Source organism: Kribbella sp. CCNWLW201 (assembly GCF_037203805.1).
Classification (GTDB): domain Bacteria; phylum Actinomycetota; class Actinomycetes; order Propionibacteriales; family Kribbellaceae; genus Kribbella.
The window spans coordinates 225,165-240,897 of record NZ_JBBCBQ010000004.1; the positions used below are offsets into that span (position 1 = coordinate 225,165).

The following is a 15,733-nucleotide window of genomic DNA, read 5'->3' on the forward strand; positions in this document are numbered from 1 at the left end:
CGGGGTTATTGTTCCGTCTTATGGAGAACCTGCCCGACCGCCCGAACCCGCACGCGCACCTGCGCGCGTCCGACACCGATCGAGACCAGGTGGTCGACGTACTGCGGGACGCCCTGATGTCCGGGCGGTTGACGCAGGACGAGCATGCCGAGCGGCTCGAGCAGACGCTGCAGGCCCGGACCCTGGGCGAACTCGAGCCGATCACGCAGGACCTCGTCGTACCGCAGCAGGCGATGCCGGTCGTGAACCCGGTGACGTCGAACAGCCCGGTGCCGATCGAGGAGCCGGCCAACCCGTCGGACAGCTTCGACACCATGGTCGCGATCTTCGGTGGCGGCGAGCGCAAGGGCCGGTGGCGGGTCAAGCGCCGGACGAACGCGGTCGCGATCTTCGGCGGGCACGACCTGGACATGACGAACGCGGTCTTCGAGGGCCGTGAGGTGACGATCTGGGCGTTCGCCGTGTTCGGCGGGATCGACCTCACCGTGCCGGACGCGGTCACCGTCCGCAACGAGGGCGTCGGCATCTTCGGCGGCTTCGCGGCCCAGGGCGGCGACGACCCGGACCCGAACGCCCCGGTCGTGGTGGTCAAGGGCCTCGCCCTCTTCGGCGGCGTCGGCGGCCAAACCTCCTCCAAACGCCACAAGAAGAAAAACAAAGGCCACGGCCACCTCGGCCACTGACCCCCCCGTGTGGAGTAACTGGCCTCCGTCGGGGGTCGCCGGATGATCCGGCGGCGCGTGGTCAGATCCAGGATTTGAACCACATTCGGTTGAGCCAGTCGGGGTGGGGGAGGACCTGGTCGGTCAGGATCGGCCAGATGTAGGCGAAGTTCAGGACGACGAGTACGACGAACGCACCGACCACCGCGCTGCCGATCAGCCGGCGCGGGGTCGCCTGGCCGAGGGCCGTCCGGGCCGGGCCGAGGATCTTGCCGAGGACGAGGGCCACTGCCATCACCGTGAACGGGATCATCGTGACGGCGTAGAAGAAGAAGATCGGTCTGTCGTCGAACGCGAACCACGGCACCCAGCAGGTGACGTAGCCGACGATCGGGATGCCGAATCTCCAGTCGCGCTGACCTATCCAGAAGACCAGTGCGGCGATCAGCGCGAGTGCGCCACCCCACCACAGCAGGGGAGTCCCGAGCGCGGAGATGACCGACAGGCAGTTCGTCCCGGCCTGGGCGGTGCACCCCGCCGTGCCGGGCTTGATGTCGTTGACCGCGTCGAACCCGATCGGGCGGGCGATGATCGGCCAGCCGGCCGGGTTCGAGGAGTACGGGTGGGTGGCGTTCTTGATGTAGTCGCCGGTGTGGAAGGCGAGCACTTCCTGGTGGTAGTGGATCAGCGACCGGAAGTCGTCCGGGACGACCTTCATCACGCCGTGCGCCGGGTTCTTGGACGCGTAGTCGTGGTCGTAGGCGTTGTCGTGCAGCAGCCAGCCGGTCCAGGTCGCGGTGTAGGTGACCAGGGCGACCAGGACGATGCTGAAGAACGCCGGGATGCCGTCGATCAGCGCCGACTTGATGAACGGGCGGCGGACGCCGAGTGCGCGCCGGGCGCCGAAGTCCCAGGCGAAGACGAGGATGCCGAACCCGGCGATCACCCAAACCGCGGACCACTTGGTGCCGAGCGCCAGGCCGAAGCAGACGCCGGCCGCGATCCGCCACGGCCGGAAGAGCAGCCAGCGGCCGAAGGTACGGCGTTCGCCGTCCGGAGTCGGCTTGTCGAGGGAGTCGGCGTGCCGGCGGCGGGTCCAGTCGCGGTCGGCGACCAGGCAGGAGATCGCCGCGACCAGCCAGAACGCGAGGAAGATGTCGAGCAGCGCGACCCGGGACATGACGAAGTGCAGGCCGTCGACCGCGAGCATCAGGCCGGCGATGCACCCGATCAGGGTGGACCGGGTCATCCGCCGTACGGTCCGGATCACCAGCAGCACCGTCAGGGTGCCGAACAGGGCCGGCATGAACCGCCAGCCGAACGTGTTCATCCCGAACAGCTGCTCACCGGCCGCGATCATCCACTTGCCGACCTCGGGGTGCACGGTCAGGCTCGGGGTGTCCTTGAAGACGTCCAGGTTGCCGGCCAGGATCGCCTTGTCCGCGGCCCCCTCCGGCTGGTCGATGAACTGCCGCGCGTAGCCGAACTTGAGCAGGCTGAAGGCGTCCTTGGCGTAGTACGTCTCGTCGAAGACGAACTTCACCGGGTCGCCGAGGTTCCAGAACCGCAGGAACGCGGCCAGCCCGGTGATCAGCAGGGTCGCGATCCAGCCGCCCTCGAAGTCCTTCGGCATGGGCGGGTACAGCCGCTCTTTCAGCGGCGGCAGCCGTCTCCCGAGCACGTCCCGCCCGAGCGTTTCCCGCCCCTCGGCAGCGTCGGCCCGCCGAGCAGTCCCGTCCTCGATCACAGCAGTCACGCCCGCCATGGTACGGAGCCCCCAGTAGCACCGACCCCCGGCCGCCTGCCTGAGGCTGCGATGATGGGCCCCGTGACCGGGCGATTGGTGTTGGCGGGGACGCCTATTGGGGATGTGGGGGATGCGTCGGCCCGGTTGGGGAAGGTGCTGGGCGAGGCCGATGTGGTGGCGGCCGAGGACACGCGGCGCTTGCGACGGCTGACCGGTGAGCTCGGGATCGTGGTCGCGGGCCGGGTGGTCAGTTACTTCGAGGGGAACGAGCGGGAGCGGGCCCCGGAGCTGCTGGAGGCGTTGACCGCCGGGCAGACCGTGGTGGTGGTGACCGATGCGGGGATGCCGAGTGTTTCGGATCCCGGATATCGGTTGGTCGCGGCGGCGATCGAGGCCGGGGTGCACGTGACCGCGGTGCCGGGGCCCTCCGCCGTACTGACCGCGGTGGCGTTGAGTGGGCTGCCCGTGGACCGGTTCACCTTCGAGGGGTTCCTGCCGCGGAAGCCGGGGGAGCGGGCCCGGCGGCTGGCTGAGCTGGCCGACGAGCCGCGGACGATGGTGTTCTTCGAGGCGCCCCACCGGCTGGCCGCGTCGCTCGAGGCGATGGCGGAGGCCTTCGGTGCGGAGCGTCGTACGGCGGTCTGCCGCGAGCTCACCAAGACCTACGAAGAGGTCAAACGCGGCCCGATCGCGGAACTTGCGACGTGGGCTGCGGACGGCGTACGGGGCGAGATCACCGTGGTCGTCGCGGGCGCGGACCCGGACAAAGTGGTGACCCCGGAGGACCTCGCCCGCGAGGTCGCGACCGACGAGGAAGCCGGCACACCCCGCAAACAAGCCATCGCCGACGTCGCAAAACGCTTCAACGTCCCCAAACGGACGGTGTACGACGCCGTGCTCGCTGCCCGGGACCCTGGTAAATAGGACTGGCGCGCGGCACTACCCTTTTCCTATGTCCGAGAAGGCCTATTACGTCACCACCCCGATCTACTACGTCACGGCTCCGCCGCACATCGGCAGCGCCTACACGACGGTGGCCGGGGACGTCCTGACCCGTTGGCACGCCCAGCGCGGCGAGCAGAAGTGGTACCTGACCGGTACCGACGAGCACGGCGAGAAGGTGATGCGCAGCGCTGAGGCGCAGGGCATGTCCCCGCAGGCGTGGACGGACAAGCTGGTCGAGGAGTCCTGGAAGCCGGCCTGGGTCGACGTCGACATCGCGTACGACGACTTCATCCGGACCACCGAGCAGCGGCACACCGAGCGGGTCCGCGAGTTCTGGCAGACGCTCTACGACAAGGGCGACGTCTACAAGGGTGAGTACGAGGGCCTGTACTGCGTCGGCTGCGAGGAGTTCAAGCTCCCCGCGGACATCCGCACCGACGAGGACGGCACCCAGCGCTGCATGATCCACGGCACCGAGCTGGAGACGGTCTCGGAGACGAACTACTTCTTCCGGCTTTCGGCGTACGGCGACAAGCTGCTGGAACTGTACGAGTCGCAGCCGGACTTCGTCGCTCCCGCCAGCGCCCGGAACGAGGTGATCGCGTTCGTCAAGCAGGGCCTGCAGGACCTCTCGATCACCCGGTCGACCTTCGACTGGGGCATCCCGGTCCCGTGGGACGAGGACCACGTCCTCTACGTCTGGATCGACGCGTTGCTGAACTACGTGTCCGCGGCCGGCTACGGCACGGATCCGGAGCGGTTCGAGCAGCTGTGGCCGGTCGACGTACACCTGGTCGGCAAGGACATTCTCCGGTTTCATGCGGTGATCTGGCCGGCCATGCTGATGGCCGCGGAGGTCGCCGTACCCCGGCAGGTGTTCGCGCACGGCTGGCTGCTGGTCGGCGGCGAGAAGATGAGCAAGTCGAAGCTGACCGCGATCGCGCCGCACGAGATCACCGACCACTTCGGCTCGGACGCGTTCCGGTACTACTTCCTGCGCACGATCCAGTTCGGCTCGGACGGCTCCTTCTCCTGGGAGCACCTGAGCGCGGTCTACACCTCCGAGCTCGCCAACGGCCTGGGCAACCTGGCCAGCCGGATCGCGGCGATGGTCGGCAAGTACTACGACGGCGCCCTGCCCGAGCCGACCGACCACGGCCCGGCCGAGCAGGCGCTCGCGGACAAGCTGGCCCAGACCGTGGCGACCGCGGACAAGGCGATCGACACGCTCGCCTTCCACGACGCCCTGGCCGCGATCAACGACCTGGTCGGCGCGATCAACGGGTACGTCACCGAGCAGGAGCCGTGGAAGGTCGCGAAGGACGACTCCCAGCGCGACCGCCTCGCCACCATCCTCTACTCGTCCGCCGAGGCCCTCCGCGCGGTCGCCGTACTGCACAACCCGACGATGCCCAAGACGTCCGCCAAGCTCTGGACCCTCCTCGGCGCCGAAGAAAAGCTCGGCTCCCTCAAAGACCAGCGAATCCAAGACGCCGCCACCTGGGGCCAACTCCCCGCCGGCACCACCCTCACCAAGGGCGAAGCCTTGTTCCCCCGCCTCGAAGAGTCCTGAGGTTTGGTATCACTGAGGATAGTATCTTCGATGATACTATCCTCAGTGATACTTTCTTGGGAGGTGCCGGGTGCAGCGGTTCATCGGCCGGGTCCGCGAGTTGGATGTTCTGCGGGACGCACTGAACCGCATCTCGGCCGCGAACGCCGTGCAGCCAGGAGAGTGCATCCTGATCCGTGGCCGCCGCCGGGTCGGTAAGTCCAGCCTGGTCGAGGAGTTCCTTCGTACGGCGGAGGTGCCGTATGTCTTCTTCACGGCCGCCGGCCGGTCCGCCGCGGACGAGCTGACTGAGCTGGCGGAGGTGGTCGCCGCGTCGAGTCTGCCTGAACGCGGCCTCTTCGCCGAGGAGGCGCCAACCCAGTGGAGTGCCGCGCTGCGCCTGCTCGCCGAGTTGCTGCCGGATGATCAGCCCAGCGTCGTCGTGATCGACGAGGTTCCGTACCTGATGGATCGTGTGGACGCTTTCGAGGGGCTGCTGCAGCGGGCCTGGGACCGGTTGCTCAGCCGGAAGCCTGTCCTTCTGCTGCTCGTCGGCTCGGACCTGTCGATGATGGAGTCGCTGAACAGCTACGACCGGCCGTTCCATCAACGGGGCCGCGAGATGGTCGTCGGGCCGCTCACCCCGGCCGACCTGGCCGACATGCTCGGTCTCTCACCGGCTCTCGCGATCGACGCTGCCCTGGTCACCGGCGGGCTGCCGTTGATCTGTCGCGACTGGCGTCGGGGCGGAACGTTGCGTGAGTTCCTGAAGGCGTCGCTGGCCGATCCCACGTCTCCCTTGCTGGTGTCGGCTGAGCGTTCGCTGGCGGCGGAGTTTCCACCGCAAGCATTGAGCAGTCAAGTGCTGCGGGCGATCGGGAGCGGCGAGCGGACCTTCAGCAACATCGCCCGGGCGGCCGGCAGCGTCGCCCACACCAGCCTGACCAGAGCGATGCAGGTGCTGACGGACAAGGGGATCGTGGCGGCCGAATTGCCGGTCTCGCTCCGGTCGTCGAAGGAGCGCCGGTACCGGATCGCCGATCCTTACCTGAGGTTCTGGCTGACCTTCCTCGCCCCGCACATGGCGGAGATCGAGCGGATGCGCGGTGATCTGACGTTGCAGCGCATCCTGCAGAACTGGACCGGTTGGCGGGGCCGGGCAGTCGAGCCGCTCATCCGCGAGTCGCTGGCCCGGTTGCTGCCCGACGACCAACTGCCGGCGGCACCCGTCGTCGGCGGGTATTGGACCCGCAGCAACGACATCGAGATCGACCTGGTCGGTGCCGATCGAGGACCAGTGGCCAAGGAGTTGGTCTTCCTCGGGTCGATCAAGTGGCTGGAGAAGAGCAGCTTCGATGACCGTGACCTGGCCACTCTCCAGCGGCATCGTGCTGCCCTGACCGACGATACGGTCCGGCTGGTTGCTGTTTCCCGCAACGGGGTGACAGCCTCGGGCCTCGATGCCACCTACGGACCGGAGGAGTTGCTGCCCGCCTGGACCCGACCCTAGACCGCGGTTGCGTGGTAGAGGGCTGCGGCTTGGGTTCGGCTCGTGACTGCGAGTTTGGTGAGGATGTTGGCTACGTGGAACTTGACGGTGGATTCGCTGATGTGGAGGTCGTCGGCGATGGAGCGGTTGCGGGCGCCTTGGGCCAGGCGTTCGAGGACTTCGAGTTCGCGGGTGCCGAGGGCGGCCAGTGGGTCTGACGTGATGGTCTGAGGGGTCGAGGTCGCCTGGAGGGTGATCCGGGCGGTCAGGCCCCAGCCTGGTACGGCGTCCAGGTCGAGGTTGCCCTCGTGCAGGCGGAGACGTTCGGCCAGTTGACCGAGGTCGAGGACGTGCTCGAGCCGGCCGGGGCCGTCGTCGCGGACGGTGGCCTGGAGCTCCGTTCCGGTCCACTGCCAGCCGACGCGGATCCGCCGTACCTGGTCCTGGGTGAGCATCGCGAGTACGACGGACCGAACGGCGACCCGGGCTCGGTGGGCGACGCCGGCCGGGATCAGCCGGTCGTTGCCGGGGGCGTCCAGCTCGAGGTCGACCGGGCCGTGCCGGAGCAGCGCGCGGAGCGAGTCCGCGAGCCGGTCGAAGGCCTTGCCGGCCGGTTCCTCGCCGCTGCAGACCCGGTCGCGCTGGGTGTCGGTGCGGAGGTCCGCCAGGCCGTTCAGGGCCAGCTCCACCGCCATCGACCGAGCTGAGGCGTCGTCGATCCGCTGGTTCCGCAGTACGCCGAGAAGAGTGGCGAGTGTGGCCGCGTGGGCCTCGCCGAGCTCGGCGGAGACGTCTGCGCGGGCCTCCGCCACGGCCCGGTTCTGCGCGAGCGCACCGGGCTCCCGCTCGAGCGTGAGCCGGTACATGTGCGCGGTGACCAGGTCCCACAGCTGCTGGATCACCGCGTCGGCGGGTGTCGGCGTCTCGTCGTACCGGATGAAGACGACCACGGATCCGCGCGGCGCCCGGTCGCTGGAGACAGCCAGGACGGGGTGTTCCGAGCCCGCGATCGGTACGACGCCCTGCCACGGCTGACCGGCGGTGATGGTGCCGAGCAGTGCGGCCAGGTCGGCACCGGACACGGCCTCGGCTAGGGTCGGATCGCCGTACGCGGTGACCGGGGTCGACGCGCACTGGGAGGCGAGCTGGGCGACAGCTCGGTGCGGGACCAGTTCGGCGGTCGCGGTCGACAGTCGCTCGAGCAGCTCCGGCGTCGGTCCGTCGATGATCTGCGCCACCGACGCGAGCACCTCCGCCGCGTCGACGCTCTCGCCTGGCCTCAGCATGTCGACCAGGGTACGTCGGTTGACGCGTCCACCCGTGCCCGTCTTTCGGGCGGTGGACAACTGTCCTAACGGCCAGTCGGAGAACCGCCCGGCCGCGCCACCCTTGGTTGAAGCATCAATCAATCGATGGAGGCAGGATATGCAAGCGGTGGTATTCGAGGAATTCGGCGGTCCCGAGGTGTTGCAGACCCAAGACGTGACCGAGCCGCACGCCGGACCGGGCGAGGTGCGGGTCAGCGTCCGCGCCGCCGGGGTGAACCCGATCGACTTCAAGATCCGCCGCGGCTGGACCCAGGGCTTCATCGACGTCACGTTCCCGGCGACGCCCGGGATCGAGGTCGCGGGCGTGGTGGACGAGGTCGGCGAGGGTGCGGGGTTCGCGGTCGGCGACGAGGTCGTCGGCTGGTCCAAGACCGGCGCGTACGCCGAGCACGCGGTCGTCGCGAACGTCGTACCCAAGCCCGCCGGGGTGAGCTGGGACCAGGCGGTCGGGCTGCCGGTTGCCGGCGAGACGGCTCAGCGGGTCCTGGACGAGCTCGGGCTCAAGGCCGGCGAGACCCTGCTCCTGCACGGCGCCGCGGGTGGTGTCGGCTCGATCGCCGTCCAGCTCGCCAAGGCCGCGGGCGCCACGGTCATCGGTACGGCGTCGCCCGCGAACCACGACTTCCTGCGCGAGATCGGCGCGATCCCGGTCGCGTACGGCGAAGGGCTGCTGGACCGGGTTCGCGAGGCCGCACCGCAGGGCGTTGACGCCGTGTTCGACGCTGCCGGCCTGGGCGGGCTGCAGGAGTCGATCGAGCTCCGCGGCGGGACCGACCGCATCGTCACCATCGCCGACATGCAGGCCGCCGAGCTGGGCGTCGCGATGTCGATGGGCAGCTCGGCCTCGCCCGAGGAGATCGCCGCCGGACTGTCGAACCAGCTCCAGGCCGCGGCCGACGGCAACCTCCAGGTCCGCATCGCCGAGACCTTCGCCCTGGCCGACGCCGCCAAGGCCCAGGAACTGAGCGAATCCGGTCACGCCCCCGGCAAGGTCGTCGTACTGCTGTAAAGACATGGTCTTGCGGCCGGCCGGCTTCTACAGTCGGCCGCATGACCAGCATCTTGTCTGCCGTGGCGTGGCCGTATGCGAACGGTCCCAGGCATGTCGGCCATGTCTCCGGGTTCGGTGTGCCCTCCGATGTGTTCAGCCGGTACCTGCGGATGGCCGGTCATGACGTGCTGATGGTGTCGGGGACGGACGAGCACGGTACGCCGATCCTGGTCCAGGCCGAGCGGGAAGGCGTCAGCCCGCAGGAGCTCGCCGACCGCTACAACCGGGTGATTGTCGACGATCTCCAAGGGCTCGGGCTGTCGTACGACCTGTTCACCCGGACCACCACCCGCAACCACTACGCCGTCGCGCAGGAACTGTTCAAAACCGTTCACCGCAACGGATATCTCGTCCCCAGGACCACGATGGGCGCGATCTCCCCGTCGACCGGTCGCACCCTGCCGGACCGCTACATCGAGGGCACCTGCCCGATCTGCGGGTACGACGCCGCCCGCGGGGACCAATGTGACAACTGCGGCAACCAACTGGACGCGAACGACCTGCGCAACCCGCGCAGCCGGATCAACGGCGAGACTCCGGTCTTCGTCGAGACCGAGCACTTCTTCCTCGACCTCCCGGCCCTCGCCGACGCACTCGGCTCCTGGCTGCAGACCCGCACCGGCTGGCGGCCGAACGTGCTGAAGTTCGCCCTCAACCTCCTCGACGACGTCCGGCCGCGCGCGATGACCCGCGACATCGACTGGGGTATCCCGGTCCCGCTGCCGGGCTGGGACGACAACCCGAACAAACGGCTGTACGTGTGGTTCGACGCCGTCATCGGCTACCTGTCCGCCAGCATCGAGTGGGCCCGCCGGACCGGCGACCCGGATGCCTGGCGCAAGTGGTGGTGCGATCCCGAGGCGCAGTCGTACTACTTCATGGGCAAGGACAACATCACCTTCCACGCGCAGATCTGGCCGGCCGAGCTCCTCGGCTACAACAGTTCTCCCGGCCCGTACGGCGCTCTGAACCTGCCGACCGAGGTGGTGAGCAGCGAGTTCCTCACCATGGAGGGCCGGAAGTTCTCGTCGTCCCGGTCGGTGGTGATCTACGTCCGCGACGTACTCGAACGCTACGGACCGGACGCGCTGCGGTACTTCATCTCCGTCGCCGGACCGGAGACCCAGGACACCGACTTCACCTGGGCCGAGTTCGTCCGGCGCAACAACGACGAACTGGTCAGCACCTGGGGCAACCTGGTGAACCGGACCGCGTCGATGATCGCGAAGAACTTCGGCGCGATCCCGGCGGCCGGTCAGCTCACCCCGGCCGACCAGGCACTGCTTGCCGCCAGCAAGGAGGCGTTCAGCACGGTCGGCGATCATCTCCGGCACCAGCGACTCAAGCTCGGGATCGGTGCGGCGATGCACAACGCGGCCGAGGCCAACCAGTACCTCTCCCAGCAGGCGCCCTGGAAAGAGCCAGACCAGGAGCGAAAGGCAACGATCCTGCACGTCGCCGCGCAGGTGGTGGCCGACAGCAACCGACTCCTGGCGCCGTTCCTGCCGCACTCGGCCCAACGCGTGCACGAGGCACTCGGCGGGACTGGCACCTTCCTGCCGCAGCCGGAGATTCACGAGGTCGAGGATCTCGACGGCGGACCGGCGTACCCGATCATCACCGGCGACTACTCCGCGCAACCACGCTGGTCGCAGGAGTCCGTCGTACCAGGGACTCCGGTGCGGCCGCCGACGCCGATCTTCACGAAACTGCCGCCTGAAGTGGTCGACGAGGAGCTCGCGCGGCTCGGGTGACGCGTTTGTACAAGACGGTGAGGCGCGGTGGCCGTACGGTCGGGGTAGAGAGGAGTTGAGGGTCATGGCTGACTACCTGGCCACTGCGGAAACGGACATCAAGGCCTCACCCGAGCGGGTGTGGGACGTGCTGACCGATCCCGACGAGATCAAGAAGTTCATGTTCGGCGCCGACGTGAAGACGGACTGGAAGCAGGGGAGTCCGATCACGTGGAGCGGTGAGTACGAAGGCAAGGAGTACGAGGACAAGGGCGAGATCCTGGAGATCGACCCCGGCCGGATGCTGCGGGTGACGCACTACAGCCCGTTGAGCGGCCAGCCCGACGTACCGGAGAACTACCACACGCTCACCTATTCGCTGGACGGCAACGGTACGTCGACGCACCTGAAACTCACCCAGGACAACAACAACAGCGAGGAAGAGGCCGAGCACTCGAAGGGCATGTGGGAGATGCTCGTGACCAAGGTCAAGGAAGCCGCGGAGAAATAGTCAGTAACCTTGGCACTATGTCTGCTGACGGTGTGGAGGTTCACCGGCCCACTCGCGAGCGGGCCGCCATCGGGGAGGACGGTCGCTCGCGGGACCGGACCCGGCCGGCGGTGCCCGATCCGCTGCCGATGAGTGTGGTCGACGCGCACTGCCACCTCGACATCGCCGACGGCGAGGACGGTGCCTGGCTGAGCCCGGCCGACGCGATCAAGCTGGCGTCGTCGGTCGGGGTCACCCGGATCGTCCAGGTCGGCTGCGACCTGCCGGGTGCGATCTGGGCGGTCGAGGCCGCGGAGCAGTACAAGAGCGTGATCGCCGGCGTCGCGCTGCACCCGAACGAGGCCCCGAAGCTGAAGGCCGTCGGTGAGCTGGACAGCGCGCTGGCCGAGATCGAGCAGCTGGCGAAGAGTTCGGACAAGGTCCGGGTGATCGGTGAGACCGGGCTGGACTACTTCCGCACCGGTGAGGACGGTCGGGCCGCGCAGCACGAGTCGTTCGCCGCGCACATCGATATGGCCAAGCGGCTCGACAAGACGCTGATGATCCACGACCGGGACGCGCACGACGACATTCTGAAGATCCTGGACCGCGAGGGTGTGCCGGAGCGCCTGGTGATGCACTGTTTCTCCGGCGACACCGAGTTCGCCCGCGAGTGCGTGAACCGGGGCGCCTTCCTGAGCTTCGCCGGGGTGGTCACGTTCAAGAACGCCCAGTCGCTGCGGAACGCGCTGGCCGTGACTCCACTCGACCACGTGCTGGTCGAGACGGATGCGCCGTACCTGACGCCGTCGCCGCATCGCGGTCAGCCGAACGCGTCGTACCTGATCCCGCACACGGTCCGGAAGATGGCCGGCGTACTGAACATCTCGGTCGCGGAGCTCTGTGACGCCCTGAACACCAACGCGAACAGGGCGTTCGGCGGCGCATGGTGAGAGTCCTCACGGATGCCGACATAGCTGAGCAGTTGGCGCCGGCCGATGCAGTGAGATGGATCCGTGAGGCGGTCCTCGCCGCGCATGACGGGCGGTTGCACACGCCGCCGCGGGTCCACGCAGACCTGGGTGACGGCAACCTCGTCTTCACCACCGGCGCGTTGACCGGCGAGTGGTACGGCTACCGCTCGTACGACACCTTCGACACCGACCCGGGCAGCCAGCTCGTCGTCGTCCACGACTGGCACACCGGCGCCGTCCGTGGTGTTGCTGTGGGCAACGAGCTCGGCCCGCGCCGGGTCGGCGCGATCGGTGCGGTCGCGGTCGACGCACTGGCGAACCCGGATGCGACAACTGTCGGCCTGATCGGTACCGGCGCCCAGGCGTGGACCCAGCTGTGGGCGATCGCGACGGTCCGTCCGCTGGCGTCGGTCGCGGTCTTCAGTCGGGACCCGGTACGGCGGAACGCCTTTGCTGCAAGGGTTTCCGAGGAACTGGGGCTGAACGCGGTCCCGGTCGACTCGGCCCGGGCAGCCGTCGAAGGCCGCCACCTCGTGGTGCTGGCGACGAGTAGTCCGGAGCCGGTGATCGAGGCGGACTGGGTCGCACCTGGCGCCTATGTGACCACGCTCGGGCCGAAGCAGGTGGGGCGCGCCGAGTTCGGTCCGGACCTGGTTGCCCGTGCTGACGTCGCGGTGACGGACTCGGTCGCGCAGACGTCGGCGTACGATCCGCCGTTCATCCTGGCCGGGACACCGCAGCAGGCCCGGCTGACCAGCCTGGGCGCGGTGCTCGCCGGTGACGCGGCCGGCCGGACCAGCCCGGATCAGACCGTGATCTTCTGCTCGGTCGGGCTCGCGGGGACCGAGGCGTTCCTGCTGGCGCGGCTGATAGACAGTGCCTCATGGAGTTCAGTGAGGTAGTCCGGCGGCGCCGGATGGTCCGCAACTACGACCCCGACCGCCCGGTGCCGGCCGAGATCCGGGAACGCATCCTGGAGAACGGGCTGCACGCGCCGTCCGGCGGGTTCAGCCAGGGCTGGGCGTTCCTCACCCTCGAGGGCGACGACCGGGACCGGTACTGGGGAATCACGGCCGAAGACGTCGACGAGAAGTATGTGGAATGGATCACAGGACTGCGCCGGGCGCCGTTGCTGATCCTGGCCTTCGCGCACAAGGACGCGTACCTCGATCGCTACACCGAGCCGGACAAGGGCTGGACCGACCGCGACGAGTCCCGCTGGACCGCGCCGTACTGGTACGTCGACACCGGTATGGCGGTGTTGCTGATGCTGCAGACAGTCGTCGACGAAGGCCTGGGAGCCTGCTTTTTCGGGCCTCCCGCGGACAAGGTGGGCAAGCTCTACCAGGAGTTCGGGGTGCCGCCTGGGTTCGACCTGATCGGCCTGATGTCGGTCGGTTACCGGGCCCCGGACAAGCGGTCGCCGTCGCTCAAACGCGGCCGCCGGAGTACGGCGGAAGTGGTCCACCGGGGGCACTGGGGTCGTCACCAGGTGTGACGGCCTCATTACACCCTTTTGCGACTCGCCGACGAGAGGATTGGCGCTTCCGGGACATCTTCGTTACTGTCTCGTGATGTTGGCCGGGATCGGGGAAGATCCCGGGCAGCACGCCCCTCGGCGTAGACCGTGTTGACCAGGCCTCATTTCGCCCGGTCTGTGTGGCCTGCGCCTGTGCTGTCCGACCCCGTGCCCGGGTAGCCCTACCTGGGAGCGTTAGTGCGTAAGTCCATCATCGTGGCCGTCAGTTTGACGGCCGCGTTTGCTGTCGCGGGTGGCTCCGTGGCCTATGCCAGCAAGAGCAAAACCGTGAGTCTCTCCGTCGACGGCCAGGTGCAGAAGGTGCACACCTTCGGCTCCACCGTGGCAGACGCCCTGAAGGCCGAGAAAGTTCAGGTCGGCGAGCACGATGTCGTCGCCCCGTCGCTGGACACCAAGCTGAAGGACGGCCAGGAGATCGCGGTTCAGTACGGTCGCCAGTTGACCGTCACCACCGACGGCACCAAGAAGGCTTTCTGGACCACCGCCGACAGCGTCAACGAGGCGCTCGCGGATCTGGGCCTGCGCTACGACACCGCGGCTGTCTTCTCCACCAGCCGCAGCGCGCCGATCGGGCGCGAGGGCCTGGAGCTCATCGTCAAGACCCCGAAGACCGTGCAGATCGTGCGGCAGGGCAAGGTCGCGACCATCAAGTCGATGGCCTCGACCGTCGGCGAGGCGCTGACCGGCGCGAAGGTCGTCTGGGACAAGGACGACCGGATCACCCCGGCGGCGACGACCGTGCTGAAGCCCGGTGTGAACCGGATCGCCTACGTCAAGGTCGACCTGAAGCGGGTCACCAAGACCGAGGCGATCGCGTTCGGCACCGACGAGACCAAGTCGGCCACCCTGCTCGAGGGAACGAAGAAGACCACCGCCGCCGGTAAGGCCGGCGAGAAGTCGATCACGTACCTGTACACCTACCTGGACGGCAAGCTCGCCGCCACGAAGGTGGTCACGAGCAAGGTCGTCACCGCACCGGTCGACGCGAAGGTCACGGTCGGCACCAAGCCGAAGCCGGAGGCGCCGAGCACCGACACCGACCCGCCGGTCGGCGACACCAGCGTGTGGGACCGGATCGCCGAGTGCGAGTCGGGCGGCAACTGGGCGACCAACACCGGCAACGGGTACTACGGCGGCCTGCAGTTCAGCCACCAGACCTGGGTCGCGTACGGCGGCGACGCCTACGCGGAGAACGCCCACCTGGCCAGCAAGGCGCAGCAGATCGCGATCGCCGAGAAGGTCCGGGCGGCTCGCGGCGGCTACGGCGACTGGCCGGTCTGCGGCCAGCGCGCCTGACCGGGGCGGTGGGGTGGGATAAGCGGCCGCACTGCCACACTGACGAGGTGACCTCGTCTGATTCATCCACGTCCGCCGGACCGAGACTTCTCGGTCCGGCGGAAGTGCGTTCACTGGCCGCAGCCCTCGGGGTCCGCCCGACCAAGCAGCGCGGCCAGAACTTCGTCATCGACCCCAACACCGTCCGCCGGATCGTCCGGGCGGCCGACCTGTCCGCCGGTGGTGAGACGGTGCTGGAGGTCGGGCCGGGGCTGGGTTCGCTGACGCTGGCGTTGCTGGCCGAGGGGCATCGGGTCACCGCGGTCGAGATCGACCCGTTGCTGGCGTCCGCGCTGCCCTCGACGATCGCGTCGTACGCGCCGGATCAGGCCGATCGGCTGACTGTGGTCCAGGCGGACGCGATGGACGTCGGGCCGGCCGAGATCGGCGCGCCGACCGCGTGTGTGGCGAACCTGCCGTACAACGTCGCCGTACCGGTGCTGCTGCATCTGCTCCAGGTGTCCGACTCGCTGCGGCACGGGCTGGTGATGGTGCAGGCCGAGGTCGCCGACCGGCTCGCGGCCGGGCCGGGTTCGCGCACGTACGGCGTCCCGTCCGCGAAGGCCGCCTGGTACGCCGATGTCCGCCGGGCCGGTGCGATCGGGCGGAACGTCTTCTGGCCGGCTCCGAACGTCGACTCCGGGCTGGTCGCCTTCGAGCGGCGGGAGCCGCCGCCCACCGCGGCGAGTCGCGAGGAGGTCTTCGCGGTGATCGAGGCGGCCTTCTCGCAGCGGCGCAAGACCGTTCGGTCCGCCCTGGCCCGCTGGCTGCCGGACCGCGACCGGCTGGACGAGGTCTTCCGCCGTACGGGGATCGACCCGAAGTTGCGCGGCGAGATGCTCGGCATCACCGAGTTCGCCGCCCTCGCGGACGCCGCCAGGCACTAG

Annotated in this window: 14 protein-coding genes; 12 read left to right on the top strand and 2 right to left on the bottom strand. The window is 68.6% G+C overall.

The features are described 5' to 3' along the window. Positions 1-20 precede the first annotated feature (20 nt). Positions 21-683 carry a DUF1707 SHOCT-like domain-containing protein gene (locus V9K99_RS19680; protein WP_337001138.1) on the top strand — a complete coding sequence of 221 codons (663 nt, stop codon included), beginning with the start codon at positions 21-23 and terminating at the stop codon, positions 681-683. A gap of 61 nt (positions 684-744) precedes the next feature. Here the strand turns inward: V9K99_RS19680 and V9K99_RS19685 are convergent, their stop codons facing one another. After that, a complete protein-coding gene (locus V9K99_RS19685) occupies positions 745-2,295 on the bottom strand; it encodes a dolichyl-phosphate-mannose--protein mannosyltransferase (protein WP_337001369.1) in 1,551 nt (516 codons plus the stop codon). A gap of 186 nt (positions 2,296-2,481) precedes the next feature. On the opposite strand from V9K99_RS19685, the gene rsmI reads away from it, so the two are divergent. From rsmI to V9K99_RS19700, 3 genes are all read left to right on the top strand, one after another. Further along, positions 2,482-3,333 (top strand): 16S rRNA (cytidine(1402)-2'-O)-methyltransferase, encoded by an 852-nt coding sequence (gene rsmI / locus V9K99_RS19690; RefSeq protein WP_337001140.1) that lies wholly within the window; start codon positions 2,482-2,484, stop codon positions 3,331-3,333. A 28-nt stretch (positions 3,334-3,361) separates the two neighbouring features. Beyond that, a complete protein-coding gene (gene metG / locus V9K99_RS19695) occupies positions 3,362-4,927 on the top strand; it encodes a methionine--tRNA ligase (RefSeq protein ID WP_337001142.1) in 1,566 nt (521 codons plus the stop codon). 70 nt (positions 4,928-4,997) lie between these two features. Continuing rightward, positions 4,998-6,416: an ATP-binding protein gene (locus V9K99_RS19700; RefSeq protein ID WP_337001144.1), complete on the top strand. Its 1,419-nt coding sequence runs from the start codon at positions 4,998-5,000 to the stop codon at positions 6,414-6,416. Here the strand turns inward: V9K99_RS19700 and V9K99_RS19705 are convergent. Further along, positions 6,413-7,681 carry a helix-turn-helix transcriptional regulator gene (locus tag V9K99_RS19705; protein ID WP_337001146.1) on the bottom strand — a complete coding sequence of 423 codons (1,269 nt, stop codon included), beginning with the start codon at positions 7,679-7,681 and terminating at the stop codon, positions 6,413-6,415. The genes V9K99_RS19700 and V9K99_RS19705 overlap by 4 nt on opposite strands. 139 nt (positions 7,682-7,820) lie before the next feature. Here V9K99_RS19705 and V9K99_RS19710 point away from each other — a divergent pair, with 139 nt between their 5' ends. From V9K99_RS19710 to rsmA, 8 genes are all read left to right on the top strand, one after another. Continuing rightward, positions 7,821-8,732 (top strand): NADP-dependent oxidoreductase, encoded by a 912-nt coding sequence (locus tag V9K99_RS19710; RefSeq protein WP_337001148.1) that lies wholly within the window; start codon positions 7,821-7,823, stop codon positions 8,730-8,732. A gap of 41 nt (positions 8,733-8,773) precedes the next feature. Beyond that, positions 8,774-10,528: a methionine--tRNA ligase gene (gene metG, locus V9K99_RS19715; protein ID WP_337001150.1), complete on the top strand. Its 1,755-nt coding sequence runs from the start codon at positions 8,774-8,776 to the stop codon at positions 10,526-10,528. 64 nt (positions 10,529-10,592) lie between these two features. Continuing rightward, entirely contained in the window at positions 10,593-11,018 is a 426-nt protein-coding gene (locus V9K99_RS19720) for an SRPBCC domain-containing protein (RefSeq protein WP_337001152.1), read from the top strand. Between the two features lie 17 nt (positions 11,019-11,035). Beyond that, positions 11,036-11,950, top strand: coding sequence for a TatD family hydrolase (locus V9K99_RS19725; protein ID WP_337001154.1), 915 nt, complete (start codon positions 11,036-11,038; stop codon positions 11,948-11,950). After that, positions 11,944-12,873, top strand: coding sequence for an ornithine cyclodeaminase family protein (locus V9K99_RS19730; RefSeq protein ID WP_337001156.1), 930 nt, complete (start codon positions 11,944-11,946; stop codon positions 12,871-12,873). Before V9K99_RS19725 ends, V9K99_RS19730 begins: the two co-directional genes overlap by 7 nt. Then, positions 12,855-13,469, top strand: a complete 615-nt coding sequence (locus tag V9K99_RS19735) for a nitroreductase family protein (RefSeq protein ID WP_337001158.1) — start codon at positions 12,855-12,857, stop codon at positions 13,467-13,469. The genes V9K99_RS19730 and V9K99_RS19735 overlap by 19 nt, the downstream gene beginning before the upstream one ends. 309 nt (positions 13,470-13,778) lie before the next feature. After that, positions 13,779-14,807 carry a transglycosylase family protein gene (locus V9K99_RS19740; protein WP_337322857.1) on the top strand — a complete coding sequence of 343 codons (1,029 nt, stop codon included), beginning with the start codon at positions 13,779-13,781 and terminating at the stop codon, positions 14,805-14,807. 47 nt (positions 14,808-14,854) lie between these two features. Further along, entirely contained in the window at positions 14,855-15,733 is an 879-nt protein-coding gene (gene rsmA, locus V9K99_RS19745; RefSeq protein WP_337001162.1) for a 16S rRNA (adenine(1518)-N(6)/adenine(1519)-N(6))-dimethyltransferase RsmA, read from the top strand.